This is a genomic window from Erwinia sp. V71 (assembly GCF_965644245.1).
GTDB lineage: Bacteria > Pseudomonadota > Gammaproteobacteria > Enterobacterales > Enterobacteriaceae > Erwinia.
Genome location: NZ_CBFFRK010000138.1, coordinates 1 through 12332 on the forward strand (window position 1 = coordinate 1; position 12332 = coordinate 12332).

At 56.5% G+C, this 12332-nt stretch carries 12 protein-coding genes; 9 read left to right on the forward strand and 3 right to left on the reverse strand.

The genetic code is table 11. The features are described 5' to 3' along the window. Positions 1-312: 312 nt before the first annotated feature. From ACSZO1_RS19545 to ACSZO1_RS19560, 4 genes are all read left to right on the forward strand, one after another. On the forward strand, positions 313-936 hold the full coding sequence (locus ACSZO1_RS19545; protein ID WP_437615613.1) for a hypothetical protein: 624 nt from the start codon (positions 313-315) through the stop codon (positions 934-936). After that, positions 909-2306: an autotransporter outer membrane beta-barrel domain-containing protein gene (locus tag ACSZO1_RS19550; RefSeq protein ID WP_437615615.1), complete on the forward strand. Its 1398-nt coding sequence runs from the start codon at positions 909-911 to the stop codon at positions 2304-2306. Before ACSZO1_RS19545 ends, ACSZO1_RS19550 begins: the two co-directional genes overlap by 28 nt. Next, complete coding sequence (locus tag ACSZO1_RS19555; protein WP_437615617.1) at positions 2276-2416, forward strand: autotransporter outer membrane beta-barrel domain-containing protein; 141 nt, start codon at positions 2276-2278, stop codon at positions 2414-2416. Before ACSZO1_RS19550 ends, ACSZO1_RS19555 begins: the two co-directional genes overlap by 31 nt. Before the next feature lie 262 nt (positions 2417-2678). Further along, positions 2679-4223, forward strand: coding sequence for a methyl-accepting chemotaxis protein (locus ACSZO1_RS19560; protein ID WP_437615619.1), 1545 nt, complete (start codon positions 2679-2681; stop codon positions 4221-4223). A gap of 265 nt (positions 4224-4488) precedes the next feature. Here ACSZO1_RS19560 and ACSZO1_RS19565 read toward each other — a convergent pair whose 3' ends face one another. After that, positions 4489-5661, reverse strand: coding sequence for an ROK family transcriptional regulator (locus ACSZO1_RS19565; RefSeq protein WP_437615621.1), 1173 nt, complete (start codon positions 5659-5661; stop codon positions 4489-4491). A 308-nt stretch (positions 5662-5969) separates the two neighbouring features. On the opposite strand from ACSZO1_RS19565, the gene ACSZO1_RS19570 reads away from it, so the two are divergent. From ACSZO1_RS19570 to ACSZO1_RS19590, 5 genes are read left to right on the forward strand one after another with little or no spacing between them, the layout of a single operon-like run. Beyond that, the gene (locus ACSZO1_RS19570; protein WP_437615623.1) at positions 5970-7220 is read left to right on the forward strand and encodes an extracellular solute-binding protein; all 1251 of its coding nucleotides are present in this window, start codon (positions 5970-5972) and stop codon (positions 7218-7220) included. Between the two features lie 9 nt (positions 7221-7229). Next, on the forward strand, positions 7230-8138 hold the full coding sequence (locus ACSZO1_RS19575; RefSeq protein ID WP_437615625.1) for a carbohydrate ABC transporter permease: 909 nt from the start codon (positions 7230-7232) through the stop codon (positions 8136-8138). Then, on the forward strand, positions 8128-8967 hold the full coding sequence (locus ACSZO1_RS19580; protein WP_437615627.1) for a carbohydrate ABC transporter permease: 840 nt from the start codon (positions 8128-8130) through the stop codon (positions 8965-8967). Before ACSZO1_RS19575 ends, ACSZO1_RS19580 begins: the two co-directional genes overlap by 11 nt. Before the next feature lie 2 nt (positions 8968-8969). After that, on the forward strand, positions 8970-9917 hold the full coding sequence (locus ACSZO1_RS19585; RefSeq protein ID WP_437615629.1) for a carbohydrate kinase family protein: 948 nt from the start codon (positions 8970-8972) through the stop codon (positions 9915-9917). A 3-nt stretch (positions 9918-9920) separates the two neighbouring features. After that, the gene (locus tag ACSZO1_RS19590) at positions 9921-11015 is read left to right on the forward strand and encodes an ABC transporter ATP-binding protein (protein ID WP_437615631.1); all 1095 of its coding nucleotides are present in this window, start codon (positions 9921-9923) and stop codon (positions 11013-11015) included. A 44-nt stretch (positions 11016-11059) separates the two neighbouring features. Here ACSZO1_RS19590 and ACSZO1_RS19595 read toward each other — a convergent pair whose 3' ends face one another. Both ACSZO1_RS19595 and ACSZO1_RS19600 read right to left on the reverse strand, forming a co-directional pair. Further along, a complete protein-coding gene (locus tag ACSZO1_RS19595; RefSeq protein WP_437615633.1) occupies positions 11060-12013 on the reverse strand; it encodes an Rpn family recombination-promoting nuclease/putative transposase in 954 nt (317 codons plus the stop codon). 35 nt (positions 12014-12048) lie between these two features. Then, a complete protein-coding gene (locus tag ACSZO1_RS19600) occupies positions 12049-12222 on the reverse strand; it encodes a hypothetical protein (RefSeq protein WP_437615635.1) in 174 nt (57 codons plus the stop codon). Positions 12223-12332 lie beyond the last annotated feature (110 nt).

Genomic DNA, 12332 nt, shown 5'->3' on the forward strand with positions numbered 1-12332 from the left:
AGCGGGCATCGTGAAAAGTCTATGTCAAAGAAAGAGTTATGTTCTCATAATTGACGATTAAATCGCACCTTCCTTAACGAAGGCAGCGGTGCCGGTATCCGCACTGCGGCATCGCTGAATGACGGTGATGCCACAATCACCGTCAGTGGTGCAGGCTCCGGGATTAAATTCACTGATGTCAATCTGGGGGGGAATGACGCCACTTCCGATCAGAATTTCTCGCTGGGAAGTGGTTATCTGATCAATGTCAGCAGCACAGACGGTGTGGGTATTGTTGCCAACACCACCGGAACTGTTGCAACGGCAGCAAAGGTGAATATTAACAATACGGCAGGCAGCGCGGCATTTATCAGCTCAACGGCAACCAGTGTGGAGAACAGCGGAGAATTGCGTTCGCAAATTCTGTCATCCCCGGTTGTTGACTTGCGTGGGGACAGCGCCAATGTCCGGTTGACTAATTCGGGCACAGTTGCGGCACCAGATGCGATCTACAGCGCAATCGCCATGGGCAGCGGCAATGATGTGGTTGCACTGACGGGCGGTGACGTGATCGGTGATATCAGCACTGGCGACGGTGATGACACGGTCAGCTGGACCGGCGGCAGCCTGAACGGCAGCCTGACCCTCGGCGCGGGTAACAACCAGGCCTTTGTGCAACATGTTGATCTCAGCAATACACGGCATATCACCAGCGAGGCTGGCGACGAAAACAATACGCTAACCTTTACCCAAATCAGCGGGCGTGGTGGCTCGTTCAGTGATGATGATCCTGCCCGGGGCGTTAATCTGGGCGCGGGCTGGAACACGATTAATTTCGCCGACAGCCAGTGGACACTGACCGATAACCTGCAGCTGGCAGGGAGTGAGGTCAATATTGATGGCGCTCCACCCTGTATGCCGGTAATGATGTGCATCCGACCATTACCGGCAGTGTGAATAACAGCGGCACACTGGATTTAACTAATGGCAGCGGCTCACCGGGCAATACGTTGGTGATTAACGGCGATCTTAATTCTGTGGCCGGTATTGCCCGGCTGATGACGCGCTTAAACGAAGGCGGCTCTCTCAGCAATCAGGCAACCGATAATCTGCAGGTGCTGGGCAATACCACCGGCACCACCTTCCTCGATATTACCGCCGCCAGCGGCAGTACCGGCGCACAGACGGACACTAACAACAATGGCATCGCCGACAGCAATGAAGGCATCTCCGTGGCGCAGGTTGCCGGAACAGCCACGGCCGACAGTTTCGCGCTGCTGAATGGCTACGCCGCCGCCGGGCCGTGGCGCTATGACCTCTACAGCTTTGCCCCCGGCAGCAGTGATGCCAGTCAGCGCCGCGTGGCGGGCAGCAGTGATAATCAGTACTGGGACTACCGGCTGGCGAACAGCTATATCAACGAAGATGGCAGCACCGGCGGCACTGGCGGGCGCTTAGCGGTGATCCCGCAGGTTCCGGCCTATATCACCGCCCCTGTCGGCCTGGCCTACTACACTGCCGCGATTGTTGACGATCTGCATAAACGCCTCGGCGATTTGCGCCAGCAGAAAGCATATGACAATGGCGTGGGGGGTGAAATGTTTGTGCGCTACGTCGGTTCCACGCTGGAGCATAAAAGTGACCTCAGCTTTAAAAACTTCAGCTACAACCTCGATATTGATTACAACGCGCTGCAACTTGGCGGTAATGTGGTGAAACTGGACGGCGCGAGTGACAGTCTCCGTGGCGGACTGGCTTACACCCGGGGTCGCACCAAACTGACGCCGCACGCGGTCGATGGCTACAGCAATACCGTCTTCAACAGCGACAGTATTGCGCTGTACAGCACCTGGCTGCGTGACAGCGGCTTTTATGTGGATGGCGCACTGAGTTACGACTGGCATCGTGGTGAAACCGATGTGAGTCATCAAAAGACAGTCGGCAAGCTTAAAGCGCGCGGCTGGAGCGCCTCGGTGGAGAGTGGTTATCCCTTTATCCTGCAGAACGACGTGCGCCTTGAGCCGCAGGCGCAACTGACGTATATGCGCCTGAATATGGATGACTTTACCGATCAGGATGGTGCCCGGGTGCAGTATGACCGCTATGGACAAACCATTGGTCGCGTCGGCGTGCGGGTCGACCGCAGCTGGAGTGATGGCCGCGGGCATCTGTTTACCCCGTGGCTGCGCACCAACTACTACCACGGCTGGGGCAGCAATGCGAAGACCAATGTCAGTGCCGCCGGCGGGGGGGGGGGGAGGGCAGCCACACCTTTGAAGGTGGTCGCTTTGGTCAGATGTGGGAAGTGGGTGCGGGCGCGACGGTGAATGTGAAAAACGATCTGGCGTTTTATGCCGAAGCGGATTATCGCCGGGAAGTCGGCGACAGCGGCGCAAGAGGCTGGCGTTATAATGCCGGAGTACGCTGGCAATTCTGATTAAGGCAAATTCCCGCACGGCCTTGTGCCGTGCGGGATAACATACATCTGAATTACTCTAAATCCCTGCTTATTAGGACCGCTTGTTCGCTAACAATCATTTTCCGTGACAAAAATCTCTCTCTCCCCGCAGCTTACATTGCTGACGTCATCACGAAATATTTTCCCTGTGATACTAAAGTTCCTTTTTATTAGCGCCGAAACCATAAACAAAGGTGAACCATTTCACCGTAACCATGCGCCCGCATTCAAGGACCACACCATGCGTAACAACCAGCCTGTCACTCAACAACAGTATGTGTTCGACCACAATGCAACGTTGATGTCCACCACTGACCTCAATAGCTATATCACGTACGCAAACGATTCGTTTATTGAGGTCAGTGGCTTTACGCCAGACGAAATTAACGGGCAGCCGCATAATATGGTGCGCCATCCGGATATGCCGCCGGAAGCGTTTGCCGATATGTGGTCAACCCTGAAGCAGGGAGAGCCCTGGACTGCGCTGGTAAAAAACCGTCGTCAGAATGGCGATCACTACTGGGTGCGCGCGAACGCGATTCCGGTGGTCCGTAATGGCAGTGTGCGTGGTTATATGTCGGTGCGTACCCAGCCTTCGACAGAGGAAGTGCAGCAGGCTGAAACGCTGTATCGTGACTTTCGTGAAGGCCGTGCCAGTAACCGCCGTTTCCATAAAGGGCTGATTGTACGTACTGGCGCACTGCGCTGGCGTTCAATGCTGAAAATATTGCCGCTGCGCTGGCGTATCCGCAGCACGTTGCTGACGTTGTTGCCACTGACGGTGCTGGGCGTCTGGCTGCTGGGGGTGGCTGCAGGGCATGTGGCGGCCTTTACCGCGCTGATGGCGGTGCTATTGTTGCTGACCGGCGCATGGCTGGAGCATCAGATTTCCCGCCCGATTGAACGTGTCTGTCAGCAGGCGCTGAGTGTCGCCACCGGCAACAGTAATCAGGTGGAGCAGATGGATCGGGTGGACGAAGTGGGTATGACACTGCGCGCCATTGGGCAGCTCGGGCTGATGTTCCGCTGGCTGGTGGATGATGTCAGCGGTCAGGCGATCAATGTGCTGGGTGCCAGCGACGCCATCGCGCAGGGGAATAACGATCTCAGCCGCCGGACTGAACAGGCCGCGGCGAATGTGCAGCAAACCGCAGCCACCATGAATGAAATGACCGCGACAGTGAAGAGCAACACGGAAACCGCCGCGGAAGTGAATAAGCTGTCTATCGCCACCAGCCAGGCGGCGCTGAAAGGCGGTGAAGCCATGGACGATATGGTGAAGATGATGGCTGAAATAGCCGACAGTTCCGCGAAGATCGCCAATATTACCAGCGTGATCGACAGTATCGCCTTCCAGACCAATATCCTGGCGCTGAATGCGGCGGTGGAAGCCGCACGCGCCGGTGAACAGGGCAAAGGCTTTGCGGTGGTGGCCGGAGAAGTCCGCAGCCTCGCACAACGTAGTGCCAGCGCGGCCAGCGAAATTAAACATCTGGTGGAAACCAGTGCTTCGCGGGTAAAAGTCGGTACTGAGCATGTGAATGGTGCCGGTAAAACGATGCAGGAGATTGTCAGCCAGGTACAGAACGTCACGTCACTGATCGCGCTGATCAGCTCCGCCACGGCGGAACAGGCGACCGCGTTGTCAGAGGTCAGCCTGGCGGTTGAAGATCTCGATCATATTACTCACCAGAATGCGGCACGAGTGCAGGAAGGGGCAGAAGCTTCTGATCGCATGACGCATCAGGCTAACCGCCTGGTGGAGGCCATCAGCGTATTTCGTTAAATGCGCGTTGTCCCCTGCAGGGGAAATCGAATGTTGTCAGGGAGCATGTTGCTGTGCTGGTACAGGCAGTATCCAGGGTTGGAAAAGTGTTGTTGTTGTGAACGCGGTGACGGCAACGGCTGTAATGAGGTTACTGTGCCGCATGAAGTCTGTTGTTGAAGTAAGGAAATCGGTATTCCGAAAGCAATGTAATCGATTTCCGTTAGATGATGTAATCGTTTGCCCTCTTCTCTCGCTGGGGAAGAGGGTTTTTTTATGCATCTGGTTATTTCAGCAGGACATGGTATTGCGGATTAAACTCATCAAAAATCGGCAACGCCGCCGCGCCGAGTGCCGCGGTGTCACTGCCGCTCATCCCCATTTTCACCCGCATATCATCGAGATAACGGCTGCGTACCGACTTGTGCAGCGGTGCCAGGCGTCTGACAATTTTCTTTAGTAAGGGCTGCGGCATCATGCCGCCAATGATCACGGCTTCGGCATCAAAAATACACTCGATCATATTGATCGTCCGGCGCAGCGGCGGCAATACGCTCAGTATCCAGCGATCGAAGACTTCTCTGTCGACCGTCAGCAGATCGTCGGGCAGGGCGGTCATCGGATCGAGCCCGCAATATTCATACGCCGCCTGCAGCGAAACATAGCGCTCCAGGCAGCCGTGATTACCGCAGTAACACTCGCGCCCGTCGGGTTCGATGACAATATGACCCACTTCTCCGGCATTGTGTGCATGGCCGGTATAGATATGACCATCGGTAAAAATCCCGGCGCCCAGCCCGGTGCCGATATAGAGATAGACAAAGGAATTGAGCTGGCGGGCGACACCGTGAAAGCGTTCGCCAATAGCCGCGACCGTGGCGTCGTTTTCCAGTGTGACCGGCAGGCCCGTTGCCTGACCGAGATGCGCCACCACATCAACGTTTTCCCAGCCGTGCAGAGTGGTCGGGCCGAGGGAGGAGATCCCCTCCACACCAAACGGGCCAGGCATCACCACACCAATGCCCAGCACCTTGCGCCAGTTGGCCGCCAGCTGCTGTTTAATCTCTTCCAGCAGCTGAATAATCAGCGTCAGGGTTGCATCTGGCTGGGGCTTCTGCACCAGCACAAGGCGACGAAAATGGATCTCACCGGTCAGATCGACCAGTACCAGCAGCAGTGTCTGGTGGTCGAGATGAATACCAATCGAGTATGCGCTGGCCGGATTGAGCGTGACAGGGATCGCCGGTTGCCCGCGCCCGCTCAGCTTACGTGGCAGGTGCGAAGAGAGGATATCTGCCTGCTGCAGTTCTGCGACGATATTGGACACCGTTTGCGGCGTCAGGGCGGTGAGTCGCGCCAGCTCTGCGCGTGTCAGCTCGCCGTGCAGCCTGATAGCCTCGATGATCACGCGCCGGTTATGTGCGCGCGCATGTTCCAGATTGGTTCCCGACGTTCCCATTCACAATTTCCCTGCAGTGTTATCAGCCAGCACCGATCAGGGCTCAGTATGTGATCGCGCTTACGGTCGGGCAAACGAATTATTGATCTGCCACGCAATTCTGTGCGGATTAATTGTGCAAATCGCGGTCAGCAGCCACAGTGGATAAGTCATGTCAGGATTGCGCATGAAATAAACTGGCACGCCGCTTGCTTCATTCCGCAATGGGTTGCGAAGCGGTTCGCTCTTGCCCTTGTTTTGACCTCCATTAAATCAATCAAATTGATTTAATAAATCGCCATCTGTCACAGCGTTATCGGAGAGTGAGAATGAAAAGTCGATTTACCCCACGTCGGGCTGCCTGTCTGCTGGCGTTTATCACCGCAACGGCATCGGCGCAGGTTGCCGCTAATACAACGATTAGCGCGCTGTTTATGACCCAGGCGGCCTACAGCGAGAATGATATCCGTGCCATGGCCAGCGATTTTGAAAAACTGCACCCGGATATCAGCATCAATCTGGAGTTCGTTCCTTACGAGGCGCTGCACGATAAAATCGTTGCCGCACGCGGCGCGGGTGGCAGTGGCTATGATGTGGTGCTGTTTGACGCTATCTGGCCAGCGGAATTCAGTAAATTCGATCTGCTGCAGGATGTCAGCACGCGTATCAACGCAGAAGATAAAGACAAAATTTTCGCCGGGGCGATGAATACCGTGGTGTATAAGGGCAAAACCCTTGGCATGCCGTGGATCCTCGATACCAAATATCTCTACTACAACAAAGCGATGCTGGCGAAAGCGGGCATCAGCGCGCCACCACAGACCTGGCAGCAGGTGATGGAGCAGTCGGAGCTGCTGAAACAGAAAGGGGTGGTGAAATACCCGCTGGTGTGGAGCTGGTCGCAGGCAGAGGCGCTGGTGTGTGATTACACCACGCTGGTCTCCGCGTTTGGCGGCGCGTTTTACCAGAATGGCAAACTGAACTTCACTAATCCCGGTGCGATGCAGGCGATTAACTATATGAAGACATCGCTGGACAAAGGCGTCACCAACCCGAATTCACGTGAATACTTGGAAGAGGATGTGCGGAAAGCCTTCTCCAATGGCGATGCGGCTTTCGCTCTGAACTGGACCTATATGTACAACATGGCCAACGATCCGCAGCAGAGCAAAGTGGCGGGTGAGGTGGGGATTGTTCCCGCGCCGGGTGATGCTCCAGGCAAAGCCTCGGCGGTCAATGGATCGATGGGGTTAGGTATCGCCAAAGCCAGCCAGCATCCTGACCAGGCATGGCAGTTTATCAGTTATATCACCTCGCAGCCGGTGCAGGATAAATATGCGCGCCTGAGCCTGCCGATCTGGAAAAGCTCGTATGACGATCCGGCGGTGCAGAAAGGGCAGGAAGCGCTGATCGCGGCGGCAAAAAAATCACTCAATGTGATGCTGTCGCGCCCGGAAACGGCGGACTACTCGCGCCTGTCGAACAGCCTGCAACAGCAGCTGCAGCAGATTCTGCAGGGGCAGGAGACGGCGGAAGCGGGCATGCAGGCGGCGACCAAAACGGCTGAACGTCTGCGTTAAGGAAACCGCATGCTGAGTTTGTCACAACGCGAGAAGCGTCAGGCATGGGTGCTGTTAGCACCCATGCTGGTGGCGATGCTGCTGCTCACGGCCTGGCCGCTGCTGCGCACCATCTGGCTGAGTTTTACCGATGCGGCGCTGATTGGCAGTGGTGAATCACCGCTGTATATCGGGCTGGAGAACTATCTCTATGCGTTAAGTGATGCTGATTTTCGTGCTGCGATTGGCCGCACGCTCTATTTCACCGTGGTATCGGTGGCGATTGAGGGCGTCATCGGCGTGCTGGTGGCGCTGCTGCTCAATCAGCGTTTCTATGGCCGTAATGTGCTGCGGGTGCTGGTGATCCTGCCATGGGCGCTGCCGACCATCGTTAACGCGATGATGTGGCGGCTTAATTTCAATCCTGACTATGGCAGCATCAACGCCCTGCTGACTCAGCTGGGGATCATTGATGGCTACCGCAGCTGGCTTGGATCGCCGGATGCGGCGTTGAATGCGGTGATGCTGGCAGATATCTGGAAAAACTATCCGCTGGTAACGCTGCTGGTGCTGGCGGCTTTGCAGTCGATTCCCGATGACCTGTTTGAAGCCGCGCGGCTCGATGGCGCGTCGGCGTGGCGACGTTTTCGTGCCATCACCTTTCCGGCCATCGTTGCGCCACTCAGCGTGGCGCTGGTACTGCGCACCATTGATGCCTTTAAGATCTTCGACATCATCTACGTGATGACGCGTGGCGGCCCGGTCGACAGCACCAAAACCCTCAGCTTCTTTGTTTATCAGGAATCGTTCAGCTATCTGCGTGCTGGCAGCGGCGCGGCCTACGCCATTCTGATGACCCTGATGTGTGGGGTGCTGATCACCCTGTATCTGATAATGCTGCTGCGTCAGCGCCGCCGGAGTACCCGCCATGAAACGTAAACTGCGTACTGTGCTGCGTTATGCCGCCGCGCTGCTGGTCGCCGCCAGTATTCTGGCGCCGATGTTGTGGCTGTTTCTGATGAGCGTCAGCTCCACCAGTGATTTAACCCGCGTGCCGCTGGAGTGGCTGCCACGTCAGTGGGATTTCAGCCGTTATGCGCGGCTGGTGTCGCTGGAGGCGAATCAGCCGGGGTCGCTGTTTCTGCATGCGCTGTGGAACAGCGTGCTGGTGGCCTGCGGCGCAACGCTGATCTCGCTGCTGCTGGCGATTCCGGCGGCGTTCAGCTTCTCTCGTTATCCCGGGCGTGACAGCTGGCTGTTCGCCAGCCTGGCGATCTATATGGTGCCCCCTGTCGCCTTTGTGCTGCCGCTCTATTTTGTGTTGCAGCAACTGGGGCTGCTGAATACCCATCTCGGGCTGGTGCTGGTCTACTGCTCGCTGATCCTGCCGTTCCTCTGCTGGATGCTGAAAAATCAGTTTGATGCCCTGCCACTCGATATTGAGCAGGCGGCGCGGCTGGACGGTTTACGTGTCTGGCAGGTGCTGCTGCGCGTGACGCTGCCGCTGGCAAAACCGATGCTGGGCGCATCGGCGCTGTTTGGCTGGCTGCTGGCGTGGGATGAGTTTTTTTATGCGCTGCTGTTTACCAGCAATATCCAGGCACAAACCTTGCCGGTGACTATCGCCGGTTTCACGGCGGGCCGCGCCACGGACGATGGGCTGGTTGCCGCCGTTGGCATTCTGGCGTCGGTGCCGCCACTATTTATCGCCATCTGGCTGCAGAAAACGCTGGTTAGCGGTCTGGCCAGCGGCGGGAGTAAGGGTTAAACATGGACAGAACACTTCACGCCACGCTGTACGTGGTGGGCAACATCAATGTCGATTTAATTATGAGTACGCTGCACCACTGGCCTGCGCCCGGTACGGAGGCGATGCTGGAGCACAGCGAGCTGCGTCCTGGCGGTTCAGCGGGCAACTGCGCACTGGCGCTGGACGCGATGCAGGTGCCGCACCGTGCGGTGGCGAATCAGGGCAGCGATGGTTTCGCCAGCTGGCTGGCGGGCTACTTCCCCAACAGTGCCGGGCACTGGCCGCGTTACCCCTGTGAAACCTCGCTGACGGTGGCGGTGACGCATCCGGATGATGAGCGCTCTTTTATCAGCAATCAAGGACATATCGTGCGACTGAGCGCCGACGATGTGTTGCAGCAGCTGCCGCCGCAGGCAAAGCCTGGCGATATTGTGCTGCTGTGCGGCACCTTTCTCTGCACCCGGTTGTTAGAGGCTTATCCGGCGCTACTGGCGACCCTGCAGCAGCGTGGTTTTCGCGTGGCGGTGGATACCGGCTGGCCGCCGCAGGACTGGAGTGATGTACTGCGTCAGCAGTTGTCTGGCTGGTTAGCACATTGCGACTGGCTGCTGCTGAATGAAGTGGAAACTCTGGGTTTCGCTGGTCTGGCGACGCTGGAAGAATGCGCCAGATCTCTGGCGACCCGGCTCAGCGGCAAAGGGGCCTGTGTGGTGAAATGCGGCAGTGCGGGCGCGAAGCTGTGGCAACCCGATGGTCATTTACAGGCGGCGGCGCGGGCAGTGACGGTGATCGACACCATTGGTGCCGGTGACAGCTTTAACGCCGGATTCCTCAGCGCGCTGCTGGGTGGTGAAACCGCGCAAACCGCGCTGCGCTGGGGTGTTGAAGTCGCGGCATATGCCATCAGCAGTTCACCGCGCCAGTATCCCAACTGGCGGACGCTGCAACAACGGATAAAGGAGTGCTGAGCCATGGCCAGCGTAGAACTGATTAATGTCGCCAAACGCTATGGCAAACAGAATGTGCTGCATCCGTTAGATCTGACCATCCCTGATGGCAGTTTCACCGTACTGGTGGGGCCGTCTGGCTGCGGTAAGTCAACGTTATTGCGCCTGATGGCGGGGCTGGAAGCGCTCTCGGCTGGCACGATCCTGCTGAATGATAAGGCCATCAACGATCTTGATCCGGCGGATCGCGATATCGCTATGGTGTTTCAGAGTTATGCCCTCTATCCGCATTTAACCGTGGCGGAAAACCTGGCCTTCCATATGCAGGCGCGGCGCATCAAACGGGAAGAGCAGCAAAGCAAGATCGCCCGTATCGCGGCGATTCTGGGCATTGATACGCTGCTGAATCGCTATCCGCGCGCACTGTCTGGCGGCCAGCGCCAGCGGGTGGCGATGGGGCGGGCGATGGTACGCAATCCGCAGGTGTTCTTGTTTGATGAACCGCTGTCGAATCTGGATGCGCAGCTGCGGATGGAACTGCGTGCCGAGATTAAATCCCTGCATCAGCGCTTTAAAACCACCATGGTGTATGTCACTCACGATCAGGTGGAAGCGATGACGCTGGCGGATCAGATCGTGGTGATGCGCGACGGGGTGATCGAACAGCAGGGTAAGCCGCTGGAGATCTACGATCGTCCGGTGAATACCTTTGTCGCGCGTTTTATTGGCTCACCGCCGATGAACCTGCTGGCGGGGCGGCTGGAAGCGCGTAATGGTCAGCCGGGTGTGGCTTGTGGTGAACTGTGGTTTGCGCTGGCAGCACAATGGCATGATGCGGCAGCAGCACAGGGCGAGCGACCGGTGATGGTCGGCATCCGGCCGCATGATTTTGTGCTGGATAATGTGGTTACTGAACTGCCACCGGCAACGTTAGTGTTGTCAGAAGTGACCGGGGAATCGAGCCTGCTGCATCTCGACTGGCAGGGGCTGTCGCTGAATGTGCACTATGTCGGGCGCATCGCGGCACAGAGCGGGGATGCGCTGGCACTGACGATTAAAGCAGAAAAAATGCATCTGTTTGATGCCGCGAGCGGTCAGCGGCTGAAGGATAACGGCTAACAGAGCGGGAGCCAGAGTGATGGCTCCCTTTCTGGCAGGGTCTGCTAGTGACTGATGTGTTTTAACTGCTCTTCGGATAAGCCGGTGATTTTCATCACGGTGGTGGTATCCAGACCATATTGCAGCATGTTCAGGGCGATTTTTAACGCCTCTTTCAGACGGCCTTCCTGTATACCTTCCTGCATGCCTTCCTGTATTCCTTCCTTAAAACCTTCATCACGGCCTATTTTTTTGAGCTGTTTAGCAATGGTGCCCATGATTTCCTCTCCATGTTGCGGCATTCGTTGTACCAGTTCACCCATCAGCATGCTGGCATCCGGTGCGCGACCTGCCTGTAAAATATAGTTTACCAGTGTTATCAATTGCTGTCTGGTGACAAATTTCGTCAGGAGCACTGCTGTTATCTTATCCAGCATCGTCATCAGGTTGCGCTGGCGGATATGCTTTTGAATCAGGGTGAGTGCGGCCATATGGCGGTGCTGAGTGATCTCGGTGTCGGGTATCACCGTAATATCGACCAGCGGAAAGTTACCGCCATACAGCCTGCGCGCCAGTTCGGGTTCACTGACCAGATCCCGCCAGTCCATGGAAAACGGGTAAGGTGTGCGGGCACCCTGATAAAAAAGTACCGGGATCACCAGCGGTAACGCGTCATTGCCGGCTTTCAGGTGATTTTGCATGGCGGCAATCGCGTAGCGTAGTAAGCGGAATGCCATATGTTTATCCGGCGTACTCTGGTGTTCAATCAGCACGTGGATATACCCGTCACCGCGACGGGTTTTCACTGACCAGAGGATATCGCTGTAGTAAGGGCGTAAATCATCTTCAATAAAACTGCCGGATTTCAATTCCAGAGTGGCCAGGTCACAGACCGTCAGCAGTTCAGCAGGAAGATGTAACTCAATGAAATCACGTGCTGTTGCCGGATCGGACAGAAACTGCTTAAACACGGCATCGTGTGACGCGGGATAAACGGGTTGTGATGATGTATTGGTCATGGCAATCAATCCTTTGGTTGCGCGGTAACGCGAGATTAACGTTCGGGCTTTTTCGGCAGCGGCTTGCCGGTAACCATCGCGATAATGTCAGCCACCTGCTGTTGTTTACGGGGTGAAAGTTTGCGCAGTGACTGAATGCATTCCGGCTCATCCTGTTCCGGTTGTCGGGTGATAATCACCAGACAATGAGGCATGACGCGGATATCCATCATCGTGCCGGGATTAAATCCTGCGGCTGCTAACCGCGAATTCAGATAATAAGTGCAACGCTCGGACATGATTGTGGAGAGTGTAGGAGGAAGGGTTAACTACCGATAAG